At 62.4% G+C, this 24,849-nt stretch carries 10 protein-coding genes and 1 pseudogene; 1 reads left to right on the top strand and 10 read right to left on the bottom strand.

What is annotated here, in order from left to right:
• Window positions 1-43: 43 nt before the first annotated feature.
• Genes AC1TXO_RS26640 through AC1TXO_RS26650 form a run of 3 tightly spaced genes read right to left on the bottom strand, consistent with a single transcriptional unit; the run spans window position 44 to window position 16,008 of the window.
• Window positions 44-451, bottom strand: a complete 408-nt coding sequence (locus tag AC1TXO_RS26640; RefSeq protein WP_486404472.1) for a hypothetical protein — start codon at window positions 449-451, stop codon at window positions 44-46.
• Window positions 452-460: 9 nt separating this feature from the next.
• Window positions 461-14,275, bottom strand: coding sequence for a hemagglutinin repeat-containing protein (locus AC1TXO_RS26645; RefSeq protein ID WP_486404473.1), 13,815 nt, complete (start codon window positions 14,273-14,275; stop codon window positions 461-463).
• Window positions 14,276-14,298: 23 nt separating this feature from the next.
• The gene (locus tag AC1TXO_RS26650; RefSeq protein ID WP_486404474.1) at window positions 14,299-16,008 is read right to left on the bottom strand and encodes a ShlB/FhaC/HecB family hemolysin secretion/activation protein; all 1,710 of its coding nucleotides are present in this window, start codon (window positions 16,006-16,008) and stop codon (window positions 14,299-14,301) included.
• Window positions 16,009-16,449: 441 nt separating this feature from the next.
• Between AC1TXO_RS26650 and AC1TXO_RS26655 the strand changes: the two are divergent.
• Window positions 16,450-17,447 (top strand): annotated as a pseudogene (locus tag AC1TXO_RS26655) (IS3 family transposase); the annotation flags it as partial.
• Window positions 17,448-17,462: 15 nt separating this feature from the next.
• Here the strand turns inward: AC1TXO_RS26655 and AC1TXO_RS26660 are convergent.
• The 7 genes from AC1TXO_RS26660 to atpG form a co-directional block, all read right to left on the bottom strand.
• Window positions 17,463-17,699: a hypothetical protein gene (locus AC1TXO_RS26660; protein ID WP_486404475.1), complete on the bottom strand. Its 237-nt coding sequence runs from the start codon at window positions 17,697-17,699 to the stop codon at window positions 17,463-17,465.
• Window positions 17,700-17,826: 127 nt separating this feature from the next.
• On the bottom strand, window positions 17,827-19,662 hold the full coding sequence (glmS, locus tag AC1TXO_RS26665; protein WP_486404476.1) for a glutamine--fructose-6-phosphate transaminase (isomerizing): 1,836 nt from the start codon (window positions 19,660-19,662) through the stop codon (window positions 17,827-17,829).
• A gap of 2 nt (window positions 19,663-19,664) precedes the next feature.
• A complete protein-coding gene (locus AC1TXO_RS26670; protein WP_486404477.1) occupies window positions 19,665-20,441 on the bottom strand; it encodes a DeoR/GlpR family DNA-binding transcription regulator in 777 nt (258 codons plus the stop codon).
• A 177-nt stretch (window positions 20,442-20,618) separates the two neighbouring features.
• Window positions 20,619-21,986: a bifunctional UDP-N-acetylglucosamine diphosphorylase/glucosamine-1-phosphate N-acetyltransferase GlmU gene (gene glmU, locus AC1TXO_RS26675; protein WP_486404478.1), complete on the bottom strand. Its 1,368-nt coding sequence runs from the start codon at window positions 21,984-21,986 to the stop codon at window positions 20,619-20,621.
• A gap of 120 nt (window positions 21,987-22,106) precedes the next feature.
• A complete protein-coding gene (locus AC1TXO_RS26680) occupies window positions 22,107-22,526 on the bottom strand; it encodes a F0F1 ATP synthase subunit epsilon (protein WP_110994045.1) in 420 nt (139 codons plus the stop codon).
• Window positions 22,527-22,570: 44 nt separating this feature from the next.
• Window positions 22,571-23,947, bottom strand: a complete 1,377-nt coding sequence (gene atpD, locus AC1TXO_RS26685) for a F0F1 ATP synthase subunit beta (RefSeq protein WP_402759891.1) — start codon at window positions 23,945-23,947, stop codon at window positions 22,571-22,573.
• Between the two features lie 27 nt (window positions 23,948-23,974).
• A complete protein-coding gene (gene atpG / locus AC1TXO_RS26690) occupies window positions 23,975-24,835 on the bottom strand; it encodes a F0F1 ATP synthase subunit gamma (protein WP_003253195.1) in 861 nt (286 codons plus the stop codon).
• Between the last annotated feature and the right edge of the window lie 14 nt (window positions 24,836-24,849).

Below are 24,849 nucleotides of genomic sequence, written 5' to 3' on the forward strand. Positions count from 1 at the left end.
AAACAACACCGGCGCAGGGCCGGTGTTGAGGCGTAAGCAATGTTCAAGAAAACTCTATTTTGCAATCCGACAGAGGGATCGAGCGACCATCGGAAATAACAAATTGATCACCTTCGATTCGGGCCAGCAGCAAACCAAGGCCTTCTGCACCGGCTTCGATATCCTTTCTCCAGCCGTCAATATCACCGTGATATACGACAGCATGAAAGAGCGGGCCATGTGTCGGTGTGATGCTGCATCCAGCCTCGTTGATCCCACCACTAGCTGCATTCGGCGATTCAGCAAAACACGTTATATTTTTAAACTGCTTGCGAAATTTATTTTTCCCATCATCAGAAAAATAAATAGCCTCTCTGGTGGTCGCGCCATCCGTTCCAGGAATGACTCTAGCATCAGACCTTTCTAACTTACCTCCTAAAACCTTTTCCAGCTCTTCTATATGGTTAGCCAAAATATCACCTCAATTTTTTACCGGTGTAATTACAAACTTGAAGTTTTTCACGCCTGCATCAGTAAACACTTGCGAATAGTGACTTGCTAGCTCTGGACTATTCGTATGATAAATAACGCCACCCTCGAAACCGGATGAATATTTCTTCGCCTGGTCCACCATTTTTGTCTGCTCAGCAGCTGACCAAGGCTTTGAGCCCACTGGGCTAGTAGGGTTTCGAAGCGAGCTACCCCAGTCTTCTACAAACTTAGCTTCAACAGCCGTCCGCTGCCCATTAACAATAGTCACATTGTCCGCAACACCGTTAACACGCTGCCCATTGATAACAGTTGTGTACTGACGCTCCTCATATGGAACACTACCATATAGATCTCGAAGACCACTCTCGTAACTTTGCGCTTTATCAATTGCCCGCGTACCACTGACAACCACAGGACTAGTTGTTTCTAGAGCAGTACCTGCGCCTTTTGCACCTGCACCGCCGTCTCCAGCACTCTCCGAATAAACGGCCCCTGGATTCAGCTGATGCTCAGGAGTGACGTAGATCTCCCTACCCGGCTGCCCATCCAGCTGATTGCCGCCAGTATGCGTGACATTTTCGCCCGGACCAACGCCTGTGTACCCCCCGCTAGCAGGATGAGTACCATCCTCTTGCACCGCAGGGTTCTCATACCTCGGCTTACTCTCGAATGACTTGATCGGGAACCCGCCTCGCCAACGTCCGTTGAGCAAGAGGAACAGGTCCATCGACTGTTCGAACTGCTCAGCAGAGTCCTTGCCGATCGCCTTCAGCGACGCCTCAAGTGACTCAGCCGCTTTCTGCAGCGCTTCGTCCGAATTCGGCGTTGCCAGATAGACCGCTGTAGCGGCACCTAATGCAACCACCGTTTCTGCAGCGATAGGGACCGCAATCAAATTCCGCTGCAGAGGGTCGCCGCGTCCCAGTGTCAGCAACGCTTTGACCATTTGCTGCGCCGCCTCAGGGGATTGGGCCGACAGCTCATTGAGCTTTTGTCGGACCAGCGCTGTCTCCTCTGTGTCATGCCGGACATTCAACGCCGACAGCATTGCGTCGATACCACGCTCTCGCAACTCGGCATCCGCACTTCCCACCCGCATGAAGTTCTTGGCGAACTCCAATAGCTCGAGCCGATATTGCTCGTTCTGCTCGATTCCCCTGGCAACGGAGGCAGGAGACTCACCCGAAGCCACCGACTGAAGCGACACCACCATTTCCAGCACACGTTGCGCTGTAAAGGTCGTACTCGCACCATAGGTCTGGAGGTCAACCTTCCATTTCGCGAGCGTCTGCGCTGGGTTGGCAACGTCTCTGAGCGAACTCTGCGTGACATACAAATCCGTACGCGATTCCCGGTCCCGGGTAATCTCGTACGCCTTGTCCAGATCCCGATTCAGCCCGGCTGTCGAATCCTTCTCGGAACCAGCATCACCGCGCACCACGATGTCGCCCTGGCCCACCGTGGCCCGCACGATCTGCTCGCGGTCCTTGTCGTACTTCCAGCCACTGACACTCCAGCCGTTGCTGCCCTGGTCGCCCTTGCCAACCTGGCTGGCATCCTGCTGGGCCCCGCCACCGCCGCTGCTCCAGGTACCGCCGGCGTTCAGGTAGTAACCGTGCTCCTTGTCCTTGCCGGCAATGTCGCTGAAGCCCAGGGTGCCGGTATCAAGCTTGAGGTTGCCATTGTCGGCAGCGATAACGGCGCCATCGAGCTGGGTGTGTCGCTCGGTACGGATATCGACCTTGTTGCCAGCGGTGACGCGTGTCTGCTCCTGGACCCAGTCGGTCTTGCCGGTGGTCTTGCCAGCGCCGACCGAGCCACTGACGCTGACACCAACCCCTCCCGAGACCGTCGCGCTGAGGTCGTACTCCTTGCCCTGGACCTTGCCGGTGTCAGTGACCGAGGCCACCTTGAGGTCGCCACCGACACGACCGATCACTTCGTCGCCGCGCAATTGCGCACCGGCAATGGTGGTGTCATTGCCACTGGTGAACTTGAGCTGGTCGCCGGCGTAGAGATAGGCCTGCTGTTGCTGCTGGCCCTCGCGTTGCAGATCGCCCTTGCCGATATTCACGCTAGCATAGAGGCCGACCTTGCCGCCGCCAAAGCCGAGGCCGACCTCACCACCACCGTTGTGGCGGGTGTTCTGGCTGTTGCTGTCGTTCTGCGCCGAGCGGATGTTCACATCGTTGCCCGCCGCGATGGCGATATCTCGCCCGGCGTTCACCTGGCTACCGACGATGTTCACATCGTTGCGCGCATCGAGCTTGACGTCGCGCCCGGCGCTCAACTGACTGGCAGTCGAGCCACCCTGGACGCTGTCCTGGTCGGCCACCCCATAGCTGCCGCCCACACCGACCTTGAAGCCGCCGCTAGTCCCGCCGTGGATGCCAGCCCAGCTCTCGCGCTGCTGACTCTCCTGGCTGACGCTGCCCTTGGCCACGTCGATATCGATGTCGCGGCCACTGATGGCGATGTCCCGACCAGCCTGCAACTGACCACCCTTGATGCTGACGTCGTTGCCAGCATTGAGCTTCAGGTCGTTGCCAGCATCCAGGCTCGATGCCCGGTTGCCCTGATCCACCCGCTGCTCGCTGCTGCTCTGCTTGCTGTTGCCGAGCTTGACATCGGCGGTGGGGCCGGCGAAGAACTGGCTGACAGAGTCGACCGCACGCAGCACACCGGAGACCTGGCTGACGGCGTTCTCGCCTTTGCCTGCGTTATCGACGGCATCCTTGGTGCTGCCGAAGTTGTGATTGACGCTCACGCCAAGGCCGTTGCGCGCAAGCTCACGCTGATGCTCGATCAGTTGCCGCTCGCGGGCGGCATCGATGTTGATGTCACGACCGGCGTCGAGGCTGATGTCGTGGCTGGCCGCGAGGTCCGAGCCGGTCTGGTTGATATCGCGCCTGGCGGTGATATCCAGGTCCTGCCCGGCCTTGATCTGGCTGGCCGCCGCGAGCTGCTGCTCGAGGCGATCGCGGGCCTTGGCCTGTTCGGCACCGACGAACAGGCTCACACCGTTATCGTTGCCGGAGACACCGATCCCGGTGCGCTTGCTGGTCGACCACTGCTGCTCGCTGTGGCTGTTCTGCGCCGCAGCCACATTGACGTCGCGCCCGGCGTTGAGGCTGACGTTACCTCCGGCGGAGACACCACTGCCGATCACATTGATATCGCGCTCGGCACGCAGGCTCGCATCCTGTTCGGCCAGCACCTGGCTGCCAACGCTGGTGCTGCTCTGCGCCTCCTGCCCGGCCTTCTTCGCCGAAGCCACGGAGACAAACCCGCCGGACGCCGACAGGCCGGTCTTCTTCCGATACTGCTCCGAATGGCTGTAGGCGGTGTCGTTGGCGGCAAGCAGGTCGATGTCGCCGTCCTTGTCGAGCAAGCCGGCGCGCAGCTCGACATCCTTGCCAGCGTTGGCCTCGCTGGCGCGCAAACGCACATCGCTGCCCGCGGCGATCACCAGGTCGTTGCCCGCGGCCAGTTCGCTGCCGACCTGAGTGGCCGTGGTGGTCAGCTGGCTCTTGCCGCTCTTGGACAAGCCCAGGAAACCAGACTTGGTCTTCTTGCTGAACTCGCCATGCTCCTCGACGCCCGAGAGCACCGCCACATCGCCGCCGGCACCGAGCATCAGGTCGCCGCCGGCCTTGAGCTGGCTGCCGACCACGGTGACGTCGCGGCCGCCATCCAGGGCGATGCCACCACTGGCGGTCTTGCTGACGTTGACGGTCAGATCGCCACCGGCCTCGATGACCGAGGCAACGTTGGTGCTGTGGTAGCTCTCCTTCTGCGTCGAACTGCTGCGCCCGAACGAGCCCTTGCTTTTTTTCAGGTAATAGGACGCGCTTTCGTCCTGGTCAGAGGCGATGGTCAGGTCGCGGGTGGCTCCGAGTTCGATATCCCCTGCACCCTTGACCTGGCTGGCGACGATGGCCATGTCCTGGCCAGCGGCAAGCGCGATATCTCCACCGGCCTTGACCTCGGTGGACACCTGGGTGATCCGGTCGGTCGACTGGGTGACCTTCTTGCTGCGGCTGAAGGTATGGTTCTCGTCGGCCGCGGAGGTCAGGGTCAAGTCGCCGGTGGCGGCCATCGCGATGTCGCGCCCAGCCTCGATGCGGCTGGCCACAGCGCTGATGTCGCGTCCGGCAGCGATGTTCAGGTCACGCCCGGCTTCGAGGGTCGCACCGTGCTGCTGGACGCTGCTGTTGCGCACCGAGCCACTGGCAAGGCCCTGGCGCTGCTCGACGGCGACGAGGCTGACGTCGCGCCCGGCGTTGATCGACAGGTCGCCGGCGCTGCTGATCACGCTGCCGATGTTCTTGACGTCCTGACCGGCCTTGAGGCTCAGCGAGTTGCCGGCCTCGATGCGAGCGGCATTGTCGAGGTAGTCGCGCTGGTTGCTGATACCGCCATACGTCATGGTGTGGCGGGTCTGGTCACGCTGGTTGATGATGTCGCCATTGACCGCAGTCAGGCTGACGTCACGCCCGGCGATGATGCCGGCGGCGCTGTTGACCAGGTTGTTGCCGGCCAACAGATCAAGCCGACCACCGGCCTGGATCAGGCCGCTGTTGACCAGGTCCTTGCCTGCCGTGGCGGAAAGGTTCTGGCTGGCCTTGAGGGTGCCGGCGTTGACCAGGTTCTCACCGGCGATCAACGTGACGTCCTGGCCGGCAATCAGCGCACCGCTAGGTGCCAGGCGGTTGTCGGCCTGCGCCAGGTACAGCACCGGTACCAGCACCTGCTCGCCGTTGACCTCGTGGGTTTCCATCCACACGATGTCATGGGTCAGCGCCGCCACCTGGGCGGCGCTAAGACCAACGCCCAGGTTAAGGCCGAGGGCATCCTTGCTGCGGATGGCGTTGTCCATCAGGTACTTGAACAACTGCTCGCCGTTGTTCTGGCCGTCGATGAACTGCTGCCCGGTACGGGCGACCACCGCCTGCTGTATCAGGCGCTGCTCGTACAGGCCGTCGCCCAGGCGCTTCCAGCTCTGGTCAGGGTCATAACCGAGGTTGCCGAGCAGGTAGTCGGAGCTCATGAACTGCTTGAGGTCAGTGAGCGCCGGGTTGGTCTCGATCAGGTACTTCTGCGGCTTGCCGACGAACTGACTGGAGGGAATACGGGTGACGCCCGGCACCGTCAGCCGGGTGTCGATACCCAGCGTGCCCACACCGGTCAATTCGCGGCCTTCGGCACCGCCATGGCGCTGGGGCACGGAGGTGTCCACCGCGCCGCCACCGGGAGCGTAGACGCCAATGGCGCTAGCGTTGCCACCCAGCGGGCCGCCCTGGTGGGCAATGCGCTCGACCTGCTGGCTGCCCGGCGCCCAAGTGGTGGCATCGACCGTCTGTAGTGCACCGGGCTGACTGCCTGGCGCCGTGGCCTGGCGCCCCTGCACGGAAAGGTCGGCGCCGCCCAGGCTCCAGCCTTCGGCGGAACTGTTCTGGCTGCCGCCACCCTGGCCGCTCAGGCGGAACAGGCCATTCTGGCCGGTGGGCAGGGTGAAGTTGCCCAGGGCCAAGGGGTTGACCTGCTGGCGTGCCAGGTCGGGGGGAAGTTGCGCGTGGATGTTAATCAGGGTCTTGTTCGACGCTGTCGGCAGTCCTGGATCAAATGCCTTGGTTCCCGGTCCAACCAGTGGATTACCCTCTTGAATGACACTGTTGGTCAAGTCCTGCGTGGCTTGTATTGACACACGTCCACCCGCTTGTACCACTGCGTTCGCAGCTCCGGCCTGGCTGGGCCCAGCAACGACCTTCGTTGTCAGCGGTTCAACACCTCGTAACACTGCTGGCAGCGGCACACCGGCGGCGGGATCGAACGCGGGAGCAACCTCGAAGATCCCAAGCCCGAAATCGTTTCGATAACTTACCCAGCCAATCGAGGTGATCAGGTCACCGCTACCTGTCCCGCCTAGACGCTGGGAGGGCTGAATGCGCGAAGCGTTCCAGTTTTCGTCCCAGTATCGGAAGGTGCCGACCCGGGATTTACGTATATTGCCCTCCACAAGCGTATATGCAGGATCGTTTGTCGCGTTGTAGCGTGTGACTTCTCCCCAGAACCGCGCAGCCTCTTTGTTCCGGTAGCCCGGCATCTCGAATGACTGAAGTTGAGAGTAACTTCCCAGGGTTGATCCCTTGTTACTGAACGTGTCCAGAGTCGCACTAATATTTCCCTGTGCTGCAATGACCGAAGCACTGTTCAACAACGTCTGTCCAAGTACAAATAGATCACGCCCAGTAGTGATTCTTGCAGCGGGAGAGTCCGCGTTGAGCTGTGATTGGTAGTAGCTCTCCACGACCAGATGACCCGATCCCGAGCCTGTTCTACGTAATCCGATAGAACTCCACATCAGCTGGCCAGGCGCGTCGAACAACTCTTTTCTGTTTTCAATCCGTTGTGCGCTCAAGCGCATGTCACCGGCGCTTTCCAGGCTCCCCGAAATGTTTTCCAGGACACTCGCCCGGCTCCCCGCTGCATCCCGCGCCACGGTCAACCCGCCGAGGCTGTACACATCCCCGTAGAAGTTGCTCAGGCTGTCGGTATAAAGCTGCATGTCGGCACCGCTGAACAGCAGGCCGTGGTCGTTGCGCAGGTTGGCGGCGTTGACGCGTACCAGTTGGTTACCGCCCAGGGTGCCAAGGTTGTTCAGGCTGCCGGCGTTGACCAGCAGATCAGCCGCCGAGGTCAGGCGCCCCTGGTTGTTCAGCAAGCCCGACACGCTGACCGTGGTGTTGCCGACGCCTGCCACGCTGGCGTTGGCGCCCAGGCTCATCTGCACCGCGCTCAGGCCCAAGGTGCCCATGCTGCTGACACGGCCTTCGCCGCTGTAGGTGCCCGACAGGTTCAGGCTGAGGCTGCCGTCGCTGGCAATCAGCCCGGCGTTGCTCCAGTCCACCCCGTTGCCCACCAGGCTGTCGAAGGCCAGCAGTTGGCCGCCGGCGCTCTGGGTCAGGTGATTGATATTCAGGGTCAGGCGCCCGGCCTGGATCGCGCTGGCGTTGGTCCAGCTGTCGGCGGTCAGGGTCAGGCCACCGCGGGTCTGCAGGTCGCCACCGGCACGCGTGAGGTTGGCCATGTCGATATCGAAGGTACCGGTACCGGCATGCACCACCTTGCCGGCGACGTTCTGCAGCACGCCGGCATCGAGGATCAGATCGCTGTTGCCGACCTCGACCACGCCGGCACGGTTGTCGAACAAGCCGCCAATGGCGAACCGGCTGTTGCCGGTCGTGCCCAGGGCACGCAACTGGCCGCCCTGGTTGTCCAGGCTGGCGGCGCTGATCTGCAGCGCGCTAGTACTTTCGATGATGCCTTGGCGGTTGTCCAAGGCACCGTCCAGGGCCAGCTCGACGCGCTGGCCGACCATCTCCCCCCGTGCGCTGCCACCGTTGAGCAGAGCGGTTCCCGACACCTTGAGCAGGCCGCTGGCAGACACGCCACCGGCGCGGTTGTCCAACTGACCGGTACGCAACAAAGCGTCGCCGTTCAGCGCGGCAATACGCCCGCCCTGGTTGTCCAGGCTCGCGCTCTGCAGCTCCAGGCGCAGGGCCTGAACAATACCGCCCTGCCCCGCATCGTCACGACCGTTGCGCAACACACCAGTGGTCGTCACGCTCAGGGCTTGTTTGAGGCTGGCCAGCGTACCGCCGCGGTTGTCGAGGGTCGCTGCCGATATTTCCACGGCGTCTTGCTGGGCAATGACCTTGCCGCCCTGGTTGTCCAGTTCGTCGTTGACGACAAGCTTCACTGCACCTTCTGCCTGCAGCGTACCGGCGCGGTTGCGCAGGTCTTGCGCGTGCAGATCCAGGTCGCCCTGCTGGCTGTAGATCAGCCCGTCACCGCTGTTGTCGAGCGTAGTGCCACTGCGCAGCGAGAGACGCCTAGTCGCCGCCAGAGTGCCGCGCTGGCTGTTGTCGAAGCCATTTGCCAGCGCCGTCAGCAAGCCTTGGCTAGCGATCTGGCCACCTCGGTTATCGACCTGCCCGGCTTGCTTCAACAGCAGATCGCCGCCGCTGGCGAGCTTGCCTTGACGGTTGCGCAGCTCACCCAGCAAGTCGAGCGTCAGTTGCCCTTGAGCGATCAGGCTGCCGTTGCTGTTGTCCAGCCGTGTACCGACCAAGCCGAGGCCTTGCCTGGCACTGACGCTGGCGTCGCGGTTGTCCAGCGACTGCGCATCGATCTGCAGTTCACCTGCAGCATCGATCAGTCCGCCATCCTGGTTGGCCAGTGCACCTGTCACTACAAGACGCTGACCCGCCCCACTCGAGAGTATGCCCTTGGCGCTGTTGTCCAGGCTGGCAGCGGTGACATCCAGACGCTGCTGGGCCACCACTGCCCCGCCGCTGCTGTTGAGCAGCGCGCCGGTGAAGGTCGCCTGCACCGAGCCGGCACGGCTGGAAAGCGTGCCCTGCTCGCGGTTGTCCAGGCTCTGGCCGCTGATCGTCAGGCCCTGCCAACCCGACACCAGCCCAGCTCGGTTGTCGATCACCGCGCTGCCAAGTTCCAGTACCTGCTCGCTGATCAGTTTGCCGGCGCGGTTGTCCAGTTCACGGGTCACCAGTTGCAGCGCCTGGGCTGTGGAGATCTCACCGCCCTGGTTGGCCAGCTTGCGCAGGTTGGCCAGGGTCAAAGGGCCGGCGGTGGTGATAAGGCCGGCACCGTTTTCCAGGTCGGCACCGCGCAGGTCAACGGCGATGGCGCGCCCGAGCAGAGTGCCGCCAGCGTTGTCCAGGCCGGTGCTGGCGAGAGTGAGTGCGTCCTGTGCCTCTATCAGGCCTTGGTCGCGATTGCTCAGTTGTCCATCGACGTCCAGCTTCAACGTGCCAAGGCTGCGCAGAATACCGCCGCTGTTCTCCACCAGGCCGGCACGGGCATCGAGGGTCTGCCCGGCGACCAGCCCCTTGAGGTTGTCCAGCCGTTGCCCGACCCGCAGCAGCAACGCTTGGTTGCTCAGCAGGCGGCCATCGCTGTTGTCCAGCTGACGGGCATTGACGGTAAGGGCCTGGGCACTGGAAATCTCACCGCCACGGTTGTCGACGGTGTCCAGGTTCTCGAGCAGCAGTTGCTGGGCATTGATCAGCCCGCCGCGGTTGTCCAAATGCCCTTTGCCGAGGTCCAGATGCACGGCGCTGTCGCTGAACAGCTTACCGCCCTGCTGGTCGAGGCCGCTGACCTTCGCGGTCAGGGTTTCGTGGCTGCCGAGACGACCGCCCGCACCATTGCTCAGTTGCCCGGCGCGGATGTCGAGGGTGCGATTGCTGCTGACGCTGCCCTGGCGGCTGTTGTCGAACTGGCCAGTGACGATGTTCAATGCGCCCTTGCTGGCGAGTACGCCCTGATCAGTGTTGTCGAGGCTGGCGCTTGTCAGCGTCAAGTCGCCATCGGTGAGCAACTCGCCACGGTTGTTGAGCAGTGCACCACGGGTACTGACCTGCAAGGCCGCTGCACTGCTCAGGCTGCCCCGGCTGTTGTCCAGCCCCTGCGCGGTGAACACCATTTGACCTTCGGCGCTGATCAGCCCAAGACGGTTGAGCATCTGGCCGCTCAGGGTCAACGTCATGTCTTTCTGGCTGCTCAGACGACCGCCATCGTTGTCCAGGCTCTGGCCCTCGAGGGTCAGGCCGGTCTGCGCTTCGATACGGCCCTGGCTGCGGTTGAGCAGGTGCTGCAGCGCCAGGGTCAGGCTGCTACCGGCCACCAGCAGGCCCGCCTCACTGTTGTCCAGCCGCTCGCCGACCAGGTTCATGGCCGCCTTGCTGGTGATCTCGCCACCACGGTTGTCGACCTGGTCGACCGCCAGGGTCAGCTCGCCGTTGCTGCCGATCAGGCCCTGCTGGCGGTTGTCCAGTTGCGTGCCTTGCAGGCGCACCTGTCCCAGGCCGATCAGCGAACCGCCGTTATTGAGCAACTGCCCGGCCTGCACCTGCAACTGGCCCTTGCTCGACAGGGTTCCCTGGGTGTTGTCCAGGGTTTGCGCGGTGAGTTGGCCGGCTACATCGCCCACTAGGGTGCCCTGGCGGTTATCGATGCGCTGGGCGATGTTCAGCAGCAGCCCGCCGCGGCTGCTGAGCAGGCCCTCGCGGTTGTCCACGGCCGTGGCGCTTGCATCCAGGCCATTGGCGGCTATCAGGCCCTTGACGTTGGCCAGGGCCTGGGCGATACGCAGGGTCAGAGACTGCTGGCTGATGAGCTTGCCCTGGGTGTTGTCCAGAGTTTTGGCCGTCAAAGTGAAAGCCTGGGCGCTGGAGATCTCGCCTTGCTGGTTGTCCACCTCGGCAAGGTTGTTCAACACCAGCAGCGGCGCATTGATCAGGCCGTGGTTGAGCAACGCACCGCCGTTCAGGTCGAGGGTCAGCGCGGTCTTGCTGAACAGTTGCCCGCCCTGCTGATCGAGGCCGCTGGCGTTCAGTTGCAGGTCGCGCTCGCTGGCAATGCGGCTTGCGCTGCCGTTGTATACCTGTCCGGCGCGGATACCCAGGCGGTCATTGCCCAGCAGGCGTGCACCGTCGCGGTTATCCAGGATACCGGTGGACAGGTCGATGGCGCCTTGCGCGCCGATCTCGCCACCACGGTTGTCCAAGCTTGCACTGCGTAGGGTCAACTCACCCTCGGTGGTCAGCGACCCCCCCTGGTTGAGCAGCTCGCCTTGGCTGATCAGGGCAAGCGCACCGGCACTGGTCAGGCGGCCGGCACGGTTGTCCAGGCTGGCAGCGGTGATGTCCAGATCGCCTTCGCTGGTGATCAGGCCCTGGCGGTTGTCCAGCGCCTGCTCCAGTTGCAGGCGCGTACCGCGCTCACCCGACAGACGTCCACCCTGGTTATCCAGCACCTGGCCTTCGAGCACAAGCTGGCCGTCGCCACGCAACAGGCCCTGTGTCTGGTTGATCAGCTGCGCGACCTTCAGCGACAGGTCGGTACCGGCAAGCACCTTGCCGGCGCTGTTGTCCAGGCGCTGGCCTTCGAGGGTCATGGCACGGGTCGAGGACAGTTCGCCCGCGCGGCTGTCAACGCTTCCCACGAACAGATGCAGGTCCTGTCCGGCAGCCACTACACCGCCCTGGCGGTTGTCCAGGCTGGCGCCGCGCAGGGTCAGGTTACCCTGGGCCATGAGCGTGCCAGCCTGTTGCTCCAGGCGTTCGACACGGGCGTCCAGGTCGCCGGCGGTGGACAAGCGCCCAGCGCCGTTGTCCAGATGTTCGACCTGCAGTTGCAACGGGCCGATCGCACCGAACACACCCAGGCGATTGAGCAGCTCGCGGCCGCTGTAGCTCACGGCGGCCTGGCCACTGACCAACCCCTGGTCGCTGTTATCGAGAACCTCCAGCGTCAGCGCCAAGGCGCCCAGCGCATCGATCCTGCCGCCACGATTGTCCCAACGCTCGCCGCGCAGGGTCAGCAGGTCCTTGCCGCTCAGACGGCCGCCACGGTTATCCAGTTGGCCGGCGTCGATGTTCATTACCTGTTTACCGCTGAACAGCCCCTGCCCCTGGTTGTCGAGCAACCCTGCGACCTTGACCTGCAAGCTGCCGTCGCTGAGAACCTTGCCCTGCGCCCGGTTGTCGATACTGGCGGCCTGCAGGCTCATGGCCTTGCCACTGGCCAGCACGCCTTGCTGGTTGTCCAGCGCCTGGGCAAGGGTCAGTTGCAAGGTGTCGGAAGCGGTGAGCGTGCCGCCTCGATTATCGAGGCTGCCTGCATGAACCTGCGTGGTACCTGCGCTGGAAATCTCACCTTGACGGTTATCGATGGCCGCGCCTGCGCGCACCAGCAGGCCTGCATCGCTGGTCACGGTGCCGCGCTGGTTGTCCAGGGCCAGTGCTTGCAGGGTCAGGCCAGTGCCCGACACAAGACCGTCCTGGTTGCTGAACAGCCGATCCAGACGTACATCCAGTGCCTGTTCGCTGTACAGCTGGCCGGCACTGTTGTCGAAACCTCGGGCTACCAGTTCGAACGCCCGCTGGCTGGAGATTTCCCCAGCACGGTTATCGACGTCGGCGAGTTGGCGCAGTTGCAACTGGCGGGCGCTGATCAGCCCGTCACGGTTGTCCAGCTGGCCATGGTTGAGGTCCAGCGTCAGCTCGGTCAGGCTGGTCAGGCGCCCGCCCTGCTGATCGAGCCGACCGACATTGACGCCGACCGCGCCGTTGCCGCTGACCTGGCCGCGCTGGCTGTTGTCCAGGCGGCTGGCTGCAAGATCGAGTGCGGCCTGGCTGGTGATGCGACCGCCGCGGTTATCGACGATGCCCGAACTGTTCAGGGACAGCCCCCCGGCGGCCAGAACGCGACCACCACGGTTGTCCAGCCCTCCCAGGTTCAACGCCACCACCTCCAGGCTGGAGAGTTCGCCAGCCTGGTTGTCCAGATGCACCCATGCTGCGTTCAGTGCACCCTGGCTGGTGATCCGTCCTCCCTCGCCGTTGAGCAATTGACCACCCTCGAGCGACATACGCCCACTGCTCAACACCTTGCCTTGCTGACGATTGTCCAGCGTACCTGCCTTGAGCCGCAGATCCCTCCCGGCGCCAAGGCTCGCACCGCTGTTGTCCAGTGCGCCAGCCACCTCCACGCTCAAGTCGCGGCTCGCAGTGATGCTGTGGCCCTGGTTGTCGAGCGAGCCGGCAGCGATGGTCAAGTCGCCGTCGGCGGTCTGTCTGCCATCGGCCAGCATCCCTGCCTGAATCAGCCCACGGTTGCTCAACTGACCGGTGGCCGACAGCTTGAGTTGCCTGGTGGCTGTCAGGCTCTGGCGGTTGGCCAGGTCTGAGCGGCTGTCCAGTTGCAAATCACGTCCGGCATGCAAGGCCCCCTGCGCGTCGATGCCGCTAGCCGACACCCGCATATCGCCTGCGGCGCTGGCCTGGCCGATGCGCAACTGGCCATTGGCATCAAGCTGGATATCGCCACCACTGGCAGCAAGCTGGCCATCCAGCTTCACCCCCACTCCCGCCTCGGTCCCCACCAGCTTGATAGCTCCGGCGTACATGCCGCCCAAGGCGCTGGAGTCGATGGCCAACTGCGGCTTGGCGCTGCCGTCGTCGGCCCGCGCCGTCGCGGCAAGGGTCTGGGCATCGACGTCGTTGCGCCCGGCGATGATCGCCAGCTGGCGCGCCTGAATCTCGGCGTTGACCTTGGCGCTGCGGGTGATGATCTCGAAACGGTCGACGTTGCCGGCATTGAGCCCTGCGCCTTCGATGGTCACGCTGCCCTGGTCGACCTGGTAACGGCTCAACTGGCCGTTGTCGATCACTGGCTTGCCGGTGCTCAGGGTCACCTGCGGCGTATTGATGAAGCCGCAGCCGTTGCAGGTGATGCCATGCGGGTTGGCGACGATGACACGGGCGGATTGCCCCGCCACTTCGGTATAGCCGCGCAGTTGGCTGGGGTTGGCGCCGTTGACTTCGTTGAGGATGGTGCTGGCGGCTGCCCCTTGCAGGTTGGGGTTGCCGAGGATGATGCCGCCCAGTTGCGTGGCCTGGGTACGCTCGGTGGCGTTGTTGAGGATCAGACCCTGCTGGCCAACGTTGTAGTCGCTGAACTGGTTGTGCGACAGGCCGCTGCCGTTGGGTGCGGCGATGTTGACGATCGGCACGCCGTTGCCCGCCTGGCCGAGGCTGGTGCCCGGCGCACTGACCGCAACGCCGTCGGCGGCCTGGGCCCACAGCGGTTGCCAGAACATGACGTTGGCCAGCAGCAGCGCCAGGCCGCGTTTGGGCAGGCCGCAGAAGTGCTCGCGCGTCTGCAGGCGAGCGGAGGGCTGGCGGGCGAGGAAGGCGAAGCGGCGAACGTCCATGTGCTGTCTCTTGAATCAGTGGGTCAGATGAACAGGTCCAGGCGGAAATACACTGGGCGTTCCTTGTCGGGTAGCGCCTCTGGGCGCTCCAGGCTGTGGGCGAAGGTCACGCTGGCCGCCAGGTGCTGGCCGCGGGCGAACAGCTCGAAGGCATGGCTACTGGCCCGGCCATGGCGGTCGCCGTTGTAGCGGTCGTTGCGGATCACGCCAACGTCGTAGCCCAGGCCCACGCCGTACTCGGCCAGCACCGGGCGCAAGGCGGCCCAGGTGACCGGGCGGGTCCAGCGCAGGTCGTTACGCCAGTACGCGCCACTGTCGCCCGATAACGACTGGTCCTTGAGACCGCGCACCGAGGCCTCGCCGCCCAGGCTGATGCGCTGCGGGCTGAACAGCACGTCCTCGCTGCGCTGACCGGTGGCCAGGCTGCTGAAGCTCAGGCGCTCGCCCAGCACCTCGAAGCCCTGCACGTAGCTGACGGTGGCGGTGTACTTGCGGTAGCGCGCCACCGGTTCGCCGGGACGCGGTTGGCCGTTGTCCTGGGCGTCGAAGGCACCGATGCCCTCCTGCAGGCCGAGGTCGAGGTTGACGAAGGCATTGCCCAGGCGACGGCCATGGTTGATGCCGAACTGCGCTTCGCTCAGACGGTTGCTGCTGCCATCCAGACGGCTGTCCTCGATGTAGTTGTTGGTGCGCAGGTGGGCGATGCCGGCGGTGAGCGAGGTCTTGCTGATGGCGTCGCGGTGCACCACGCGCTCGGCACGCAACTGGTGGTTCTGGCTGTCGCCGCTTTGCCTGAAGCTGAAGCCGTTGCCCTGGGCCTGGGCGCGGTACTCGCTTTCGCTGTAGCTGTAGCTGAAGTTCCACCAGCCCCAGGGCAGGTTGTAATAGAGCGCGCCGTTCTTCGAGCCCTGGGTGTGGTCGCTGACCACGTCGTGGCCGCCGCGCAGCACCAGTTGGTCGGCCAGGCCCAGCGGGCTGTCCCATTCAAGGCCCAGGTTCAACTGCTGCTCGCCGGTGCTGCGCTGCCCGCCATTGTTACGCGACAGCGAAGCGCGCCAGGGTTTCTGCGCCTGGTTGCGCACCAGCACCTGGCTGCCGCCGACGGCCTCCCCGGGGGCCAGTTCCATTTGCGCCCGGTTCGACGGCAAGCGGTTGAGCTGGTCGACCATCTGCTCGATTTCACGCAGGTTCAGGCCCTCGCCAGGCGAGCCGGGAAAGGCCATGGCCAACTCACGCTCGCTCAGGCCGCTTTCAGGGTCGGCGCGCAGGCCCTCCAGGCGCCCTTCAACGACCAGCACCTGCAGATGGCCGGTGGACAGGTCCTGCTGCGGCAGGTAGGCACGGCTGGTCACCCGGCCACGGTCCAGGTAATGGTTGGTGATGACCTTGAGCAGATCGTTGAGCTGGCTGACGCCCAGGCACTGGCCAATGAACGGCGCCAGCAGGCGGTCGCGTTCGCCCGCAGAAAGGCTGTCGGCGCCCTTGAGGGTAATGGTGCGAATGGTGAAACAGCGGGTGTCTTCGCGCGACGGCGCCTCTGCCTGCCCGGCGGCTTTGCCCGGCAAGGTGCGCAACTCGTCGAGGCGGCGTTGCTGTTCTTCGAGCAGACGGTTCTGGCGTTCGCGGATCAGGTCCTGGTCGCCGGGCGAGGCGGCTTGGGCCCTGCCGACCCCAAGAACGGCCAGCAGCACGCAGACGGCGAGTCGCGATACGGGGGTAACACCTGCCAGCATGTTCCAGTCCCTGGAAATGAAATAGCGGGCAATATTATTTAGCCATCATCCTGACGTCAATTTAACGCCTTCCTCCTTCTGCCCAACACGTGGTTGCCTGAGACGTGTAACCCTCGTGATAGAGCGCTCGACAAAACTTGGATTTTTTTAACATCCCGGGACATGACGTAGGCATTTTCACGTCCCGCCGCGAGGATCTTGCTGTGCTAACCAGCATGCGAAATCCAACTGACATTTCGGTGGGGCAAAAAGTGGGGCAACATTTCTATCAGCGATAAAATGAGAATGGGCGGCCGCGGAAACTGAGTGCAACACCTGACCATTTTGGTACGGTGTTCCCTTATGTCCTAGCACTGATCAACCCCGAGTGATCGTATCGCCTGAAGTGAATCGCCCCTGGTTTCGTAGACACCTCCAAGCCTCATAATGAGGCCCAAATAGGAGCGTCAGCATGACAATGATCAGCAGGCTGAACTGCGCAAGCTGCGAGCTGAACTCAAGCGGGTGACAGAAGAGCGAGACATCTTAAAGAAGGCCGCCGCGTACTTTGCCAAGGAGTGCGGCTGAAGTACGCCTTCATCAACAAGCACTCGACGGATTACTCAGTGCGTCGCCTTTGCCAAACCCTCAAGGTGCATTCCAGCGGCTACTACGCTTGGTTGGCCAAGCCTCAATCTGCCCGAGCCAAAGAAGATCAGCGCCTGCTTGGCTTGATCAAGCAGGCCTGGTTAGAAAGCGGCGGCGTGTATGGCTATCGCAAGATTCACGATGACCTGCGAGAGCTAGGAGAGATCTGTGGGCGAAATCGAGTCGGTCGCTTGATGCAGGCAGAGGGGCTGCGTTCGCAAACGGGCTATCGCCGTCGTCCTGGGTTTTATGGCGGAAAACCAACAGTGGCATCGCCCAACCATCTGGCCCGGCAGTTCAAGGTCAGTGAGCCGAATAAGGTCTGGGTGACCGATATCACCTACATCCGCACCTATGAAGGGTGGCTGTACCTGGCGGTAGTGTTGGATCTGTTCTCTCGCCAAGTCATTGGTTGGTCAATGAAGCCCAGGATGAGCAGCGACCTGGCCATCGACGCCATGCTGATGGCCGTGTGGCGACGCAAGCCACAGCAGCAAGTGATGATTCACTCAGACCAAGGCAGTCAGTTCAGTAGCTCAGATTGGCAAAGCTTCCTGAAGGCCAACAATGTGATCAGCAACATGAGCCGACGGGGAAACTGCCACGACAATGCCGTAGCCGAGAGTTTTTTCCAGCTTTTGAAGCGGGAGCGAATCCGACGAAAGATCTATGCAACGCGTGACGAAGCCCGAAGTGATATTTTCGATTACATCGAGATGTTCTATAACCCCAAGCGTCGACACAGCAGTGCTATGCAGCTGTCTCCAGTAGAGTATGAGAAACGCTATTTCCTGAGCTTGGAGAGTGTCTAGGAAACCAGGGGCGATTCAGGCATCAGGAAAAACTGCCACTTGCGAGTAACTTGTGTGCTCGTGGAGCAGGCGGTTGAACTCGTAGGTATCAGACCTTCCAAGTACATCCGCGATTAAGCCAATCGATTCTCCTCGCATGTAGTATCTGGAGATTTTCTTGAACTCAATCGACTCAGGTGAGCGTGAATCGACAAAGAAATGCCTTTCCAGAAAGGAACGTAAGGACTCCTGCGGTTGGATGGTCAGCAGCAAGGTGGCGCACCAGGGGGGGCAAAGCACGAGAGAGGCAAGGAACGTCACGTCGCTTGGAGCCCCTAAAGGCTCCAAGCGAGACTGACTTATTTATTTAAGATCAGGCCGAAAAGTCGGCCCGCCCCCCTTACTCCACCGTCACCGACTTGGCCAGGTTGCGCGGCTGGTCGACATCAGTGCCCTTGAGCACCGCCACGTAGTACGACAGCAGCTGCAGCGGGATGGTGTACAGGATCGGTGCCAGTGAATCGATGATGTGCGGCACCTTGATCACGTGGGTGCCTTCGCCGTTGCTCATGCCGGCGTTCTCATCGGCGAACACCACCAGCTCGCCGCCACGGGCGCGGACTTCCTGCAGGTTCGACTTGAGCTTTTCCAGCAGTTCGTTGTTCGGCGCGACGGTGACCACCGGCATATCGGCATCGACCAGTGCCAGCGGGCCGTGCTTGAGCTCGCCGGCCGGATAGGCTTCGGCGTGGATATAGGAGATTTCCTTGAGCTTGAGCGCACCTTCCATTGCCACCGGGTACTGCGCGCCACGGCCGAGGAACAGGGTGTGGTGCTTGTCGGCGAACAGTTCGGCGGTCTTCTCGACCACGCTGTCCATCGCCAGCGCTTCGCCCAGACGCGCAGGCAGGCGGCGCAGCTCTTCGACCAGTTCGGCTTCGACACCGGCTTCGAGGCTGCCGCGGACCTGGCCCAGAGCGAGGGTCAGCAGCATCAGCGAGACCAGCTGGGTGGTGAAGGCCTTGGTCGAGGCGACGCCGATTTCCGGGCCGGCCAGGGTCAGCAGGGTCAGGTCGGATTCACGCACCAGCGAGCTGATACCGACGTTGCAGATCGCCAGGCTACCCAGGAAGCCCAGCTCCTTGGCGTTACGCAGCGCTGCCAGGGTGTCGGCGGTTTCACCGGACTGGGAAATCGAGACGAACAAGGTGTCTGGCTGCACCACCACCTTGCGGTAGCGGAACTCGCTGGCGACCTCGACCTGGCACGGAATGCCGGCCAGGCTTTCCAGCCAGTAACGGGCGACCATACCGGCGTGATAACTGGTGCCGCAGGCAACGATCTGCACGTTGCGCACCTTGGCGAACAGCGCTGCAGCCTGAGGGCCGAAGGCCTGGACCATGACGTGGTCCTTGCCCAGGCGGCCTTCCAGGGTGCGCTGCACCACGGAAGGCTGCTCGTGGATTTCCTTGAGCATGAAGTGGCGATAGGTGCCTTTGTCTGCCGCCTCGGCACCTTCGTGGTATTGCACGGTTTCACGCTGCACCTGGCTGCCGGCCTGGTCCCAGATCGTCACCTGGTCGCGGCGGATCTCGGCGATATCGCCTTCCTCGAGGTACATGAAACGGTCGGTGACCTGACGCAGCGCCAACTGGTCGGACGCCAGGAAGTTCTCGCCATGGCCCAGGCCGATCACCAGCGGGCTGCCGCTGCGGGCGGCGACCAGGCGGTCTGGCTGATTGACGCTGATCACCGACAGGCCATAGGCGCCATGCAGGCGCTTGACCACCGCCTTGAACGCCTCGGTCAGGTCGGGAATGCGCTTGAGGGTGTGGTGGATCAGGTGGACGATCACCTCGGTATCGGTCTGCGAGGCGAACACATAGCCCAGGCCCTTGAGCTCTTCACGCAGTTCTTCGTGGTTCTCGATGATGCCGTTGTGCACCACGGCCACTTCCTGACCGGAGAAATGTGGGTGGGCATTGTGCTCGGTCGGCGCGCCGTGGGTTGCCCAACGGGTGTGGGCGATGCCCAGGTGACCGTTGAGCGGCTCGGCAGTCACCGCGGCTTCCAGCTCGCTCACCTTGCCGATGCGACGACGACGATCGAGCTCGCCCTGCTGGGTGATGACGGCCAGGCCCGCGCTGTCGTAACCGCGGTATTCCAGGCGCTTGAGGCCCTCGATGAGGATGGAGATGATATTGCGCTCGGCAACTGCACCGACGATTCCACACATGGTCATTGCTCCTGGCTGATCGCGGCGCAGATCAGGTTGATGCCGCGGGCTTGAATCTGCTCGCGTGCCGCTGTGGGCAGGCGATCATCTGTAATAAGGGTGGTCACGCTGCTCCAGGGCAGCTCGAGGTTGGGGATCTTGCGTCCGACCTTGTCCGACTCGACCATCACGATCACTTCCCGGGCCACTTCCGCCATCACCCGGCTCAGGCCGAGCAGTTCATTGAAGGTGGTGGTCCCGCGGTCCAGGTCGATGCCGTCGGCACCGATGAACAACTGGTCGAAATCGTATGAGCGTAGTACCTGCTCGGCGACCTGGCCCTGGAACGACTCCGAGTGCGGATCCCAGGTGCCACCGGTCATCAGCAGCACCGGCTCGTGCTCGAGCTCGCTGATGGCGCGGGCCACGTTCAGCGAGTTGGTCATCACCACCAGGCCGGGCTGGCGCCCGAGCTCGGGAATCATTGCCGCAGTGGTACTGCCACTGTCGATGATGATGCGTGCGTGTTCGCGCACCCGCCCGACGGCGGCCCGGGCGATGGCTTTCTTGTAGGCCGAGATCGGATGCGCGGTTTCGCCGAACATCTCCTGCGGTACCGGTACCGCGCCGCCGTAGCGACGCAGCAGCAGGCCGTTGCTTTCGAGGGCAGCGAGGTCCTTGCGAATCGTCACTTCCGAGGTTTCGAAACGTTTGGCCAGCGCGTCGACACTCACCTCGCCTTGCTCGCTGAGCAGGGCCAGGATGTTGTGGCGGCGCTGGGGGGTGTTTCGTTTCGACATGAGCGGTTAAGTTTCGATTCGAAAGATAATGGTTGCAATCAAAACCCAAGTTGAAGGTTTCGTCAAGCAGCGCGGAGATCTTCCTGGCAACGCCGTTTCCTCGGACATTTTGCTCAGGCAACAAAAAAGCCGACTTATCCACATAAGTCGGCTTTCATCGAAGGGCCTGTGTATAACTCAGCTCTTCTTGATCTTCTCCGGGCGCTTCCAGCCCGAGATGTTGCGCTGTCGTGCTCGGGCCACGGCCAGGTCACCGGCTTCGACCGCCTGGGTGATGGTGGAGCCCGCGGCGGTGGTGGCGCCATCCTTGATTTCCACAGGGGCGACCAGCGAGTTGTTCGAGCCGATGAAGACGTCTTCACCCAGCACGGTCTTGAACTTGTTCGCACCGTCGTAGTTGCAGGTGATGGTCCCGGCACCGATGTTGGTGCGTGCACCGACTTCGGCATCGCCCAGGTAGGTCAGGTGCCCGGCCTTGGCGCCCTCGCCCAGGCGCGCGTTCTTCAGCTCGACGAAGTTACCCACATGGGCCTTGGCTTCAAGAACGCTGCCTGGACGCAGCCGAGCAAATGGACCGGCATCGCTGCCCTCGCCCATCACCGCACCTTCGATGTGGCTATTGGCCTTGATCACGGCGCCCTTGCGCAGGGTGCTGTTCTTGATCACGCAGTTCGGGCCGATCTGCACATCGTCTTCGATGACCACCTTGCCTTCGAGAATGACGTTGATGTCGATCAGAACATCGCGCCCGACAGTCACTTCGCCACGTACATCGAAACGCGCCGGATCACGCAGGGTCACACCCTGGGCCATCAGGCGCAGGCCTTCGCGCAGCTGGTAGTGGCGCTCGAGCTCCGAGAGCTGGCGACGGTCGTTGGCGCCCTGCACTTCCATCGGGTCATGCGGCTGCTCCGTGGCAACCACCAGGCCGTCGGCTACTGCCATGGCGATCACGTCGGTGAGGTAGTACTCGCCCTGGGCGTTGTTGTTCGACAGACGCCCCATCCAGTCAGCCAGGCGCGCAGCCGGCAGCGCGAGGATGCCGGTGTTGCCTTCGTTGATCGCCTTCTGTGCTTCGCTGGCGTCCTTGTGCTCGACGATCGCCGTCACACGCCCCTCGGCGTCACGTACGATCCGGCCATAGCCGGTCGGATCCTGCAGGTTGACGGTCAGCAGGCCGAGCTGCTGTTCGCTGACCTGGGCCAGCAGGCGCTGCAGCGTACCGACTTCGATCAGCGGCACGTCGCCATAGAGCACCAGCACGGTATCGGCCGTGATGGCCGGCAGGGCCTGGGCAACGGCGTGGCCAGTGCCCAGCTGCTTGTCCTGCATGACGAAGTTCAGATCGTCGGCAGCCAGCGTTTCACGCACCAATTCGGCCCCGTGGCCGATGACCACGTGGATACCTGTTGGCTGCAACTGCCGCGCGCTGTGGATAACGTGGCCGAGCATGGAGTTGCCAGCCACCGGGTGCAGCACCTTGGGCAACGACGAGCGCATGCGGGTGCCTTGGCCGGCGGCGAGAATAACGATATCGAGTGACATTGACTGGCTACCAATCCTGGGCGGTCAGGGATGTGACCGAAGGGAAAATCGGAAAAAGAAAAAGGGTAGCCGAGGCTACCCTTTAACTCAATCGCAACGCAGGTTACCGGAAGGACCGGATCACTTGCCCTTGCGCATTTGCTGGACAGTACGCAGCTGGGCTGCAGCCTCGGCCAGACGCGCAGCAGCAGCGCCGTAGTCGAAGTCCGAGCCTTTGGTGTTCAGCGCGTTCTCGGCAGCCTTGAGGGCTTCCTGAGCCTGAGCTTCGTCCAGGTCGGCAGCACGTTGCACGGTGTCGGCAAGAACCTTGACCATGTTCGGCTGCACTTCGAGGAAGCCACCGGAGATGTAGAACACCTCCTGAGTGCCACCCTGCTTGGTCAGCGTGATCGGACCCGGCTTGAGATTGGTGATCAGCGGCGCGTGGCCTGGAGCGATACCCAGATCGCCCAGGTTGCCGTGCGCTACTACCATCTCGACCAGGCCGGAGAAGATCTCTCCCTCTGCGCTGACGATGTCGCAATGGACTGTCATAGCCATCTGCTTGCCTCAACCTGATTAGCGCCCCTTACGGGGCGCCGGGATTACAGTTTCTTGGCTTTCTCGATCGCTTCGTCGATGCTGCCGACCATGTAGAACGCTTGTTCTGGCAGGTGGTCGTAGTCACCTTTGAGGATACCGCTGAAGCCAGCGATGGTGTCCTTGAGCGAAACGTACTTGCCTGGCGAGCCGGTGAAGACTTCGGCCACGAAGAACGGCTGCGACAGGAAGCGCTGGATCTTACGAGCGCGGGCTACCAGTTGCTTGTCGCTTTCGGACAGTTCGTCCATACCCAGGATCGCGATGATGTCCTTCAGCTCTTTGTAGCGCTGCAGAACATACTGAACGCCACGAGCGGTCTCGTAGTGCTCGGTGCCGATCACGTTCGGGTCCAGCTGGCGCGAAGTCGAGTCCAGTGGGTCGACCGCTGGGTAGATACCCAGGGAGGCGATGTCACGGGACAGAACGACGGTGGCGTCCAGGTGGGCGAAGGTGGTCGCAGGCGACGGGTCGGTCAGGTCGTCCGCAGGTACGTATACGGCCTGAACGGAGGTGATCGAACCTTCTTTGGTCGAAGTGATGCGCTCTTGCAGAACGCCCATCTCTTCAGCCAGGGTCGGCTGGTAACCTACTGCCGAAGGCATACGGCCCAGCAGTGCGGATACTTCGGTACCGGCCAGGGTGTAACGATAGATGTTGTCGACGAACAGCAGAACGTCGTTACCTTCGTCACGGAACTTCTCAGCCATAGTCAGGCCGGTCAGCGCTACGCGCAGACGGTTTCCTGGTGGCTCGTTCATCTGACCGTAGACCAGCGCTACCTTGTCGAGAACGTTGGAGTCCTTCATCTCGTGGTAGAAGTCGTTACCCTCACGAGTACGCTCACCCACACCAGCGAACACGGAGTAACCGCTGTGTTCCATGGCGATGTTACGGATCAGTTCCATCATGTTCACGGTCTTGCCGACACCGGCACCACCGAACAGACCAACCTTGCCACCCTTGGCGAACGGGCAGACCAGGTCGATAACCTTGATGCCGGTTTCCAGCAGGTCGTTGCCGCCTGCCTGGTCAGCGAACGAAGGCGCTGGCTGGTGGATACCGCGACGCTCTTCTTCGCCGATCGGGCCGGCTTCGTCGATCGGGTTGCCGAGGACGTCCATGATACGGCCCAGAGTGGCCTTACCAACAGGAACGGAGATGGCAGCGCCGGTGTCGACGACGTCCAGGCCGCGCTTCAGGCCTTCGGTCGAGCCCATCGCAATGGTACGAACCACGCCGTCGCCCAGCTGCTGCTGAACTTCCAGGGTGGTTTCCGCGCCTTGTACTTTCAGCGCGTTGTAAACACTCGGCACGACGTCACGTGGGAATTCCACGTCAATGACGGCGCCGATGATTTGAACGATACGTCCGCTACTCATAGCTGGATCCTCTGAATTTTTGAACCGTTAAACCGCGGCAGCGCCGCCGACGATTTCCGAGATCTCCTGGGTGATCGCAGCCTGACGCGCCTTGTTGTAGATCAACTGAAGCTCTTTGATCAAATCACCGGCGTTGTCTGTGGCGTTCTTCATGGCGATCATCCGGGCCGCTTGTTCAGCAGCGTTGTTCTCGACCACCGCCTGGTATACCTGCGACTCCACGTAACGCACCATCAAGCCGTCCAGCAGCTCTTTTGCGTCGGGTTCGTACAGGTAATCCCAGTGATGCTTGAGATCCTGATCCGGGGTTGCCACCAACGGTACCAATTGCTCGACCGTCGGTTTTTGGGTCATGGTGTTGATGAACTTGTTCGAAACCACCGAGAGGCGATCGATACGGCCATCGAGGTAGGCGTCCAGCATCACTTTGACGGAGCCGATCAGATCATTGATCGATGGCTCTTCGCCCAGGTGGCTGATCGCGGCTACGACGTTGCCGCCAAAGATGCGGAAGAAAGTCGCACCCTTGCTGCCGATCACGCACAGGTCGATTTCCACGCCCTGTTCGCGGTTTGCGCTCATGTCCTTGACCAGGGCCTTGAACAGGTTGGTGTTCAAGCCACCGCACAGACCACGGTCACTGCTCACCACGATATAACCGGCGCGCTTTACAGGGCGCTCGATCATGAACGGGTGGCGGTACTCCGGGTTGGCGTTGGCCAGATGACCGATCACCTGGCGGATACGCTCCGCGTAAGGACGGCTAGCAGCCATGCGCATTTGTGCCTTGCGCATTTTGCTGACCGCCACTTTCTCCATGGCGCTGGTAATTTTTTGCGTGCTTTTGATGCTCGCAATCTTACTGCGAATCTCTTTTGCGCCTGCCATGTATCACCTATCAG

This window comes from Pseudomonas sp. FA117, from assembly GCF_057370475.1.

What these genes read in the sequence shown, in the direction of transcription:
- atpD (WP_402759891.1), bottom strand. Translation starts at nt 23,947, where the DNA reads ATGAGTAGCGGACGTATCGTTCAAATCATCGGCGCCGTCATTGACGTG.
- AC1TXO_RS26645 (WP_486404473.1), bottom strand. Translation starts at nt 14,275, where the DNA reads ATGGACGTTCGCCGCTTCGCCTTCCTCGCCCGCCAGCCCTCCGCTCGC.
- AC1TXO_RS26680 (WP_110994045.1), bottom strand. Translation starts at nt 22,526, where the DNA reads ATGGCTATGACAGTCCATTGCGACATCGTCAGCGCAGAGGGAGAGATC.
- AC1TXO_RS26670 (WP_486404477.1), bottom strand. Translation starts at nt 20,441, where the DNA reads ATGTCGAAACGAAACACCCCCCAGCGCCGCCACAACATCCTGGCCCTG.
- glmU (WP_486404478.1), bottom strand. Translation starts at nt 21,986, where the DNA reads ATGTCACTCGATATCGTTATTCTCGCCGCCGGCCAAGGCACCCGCATG.
- atpG (WP_003253195.1), bottom strand. Translation starts at nt 24,835, where the DNA reads ATGGCAGGCGCAAAAGAGATTCGCAGTAAGATTGCGAGCATCAAAAGC.
- AC1TXO_RS26650 (WP_486404474.1), bottom strand. Translation starts at nt 16,008, where the DNA reads ATGCTGGCAGGTGTTACCCCCGTATCGCGACTCGCCGTCTGCGTGCTG.
- glmS (WP_486404476.1), bottom strand. Translation starts at nt 19,662, where the DNA reads ATGTGTGGAATCGTCGGTGCAGTTGCCGAGCGCAATATCATCTCCATC.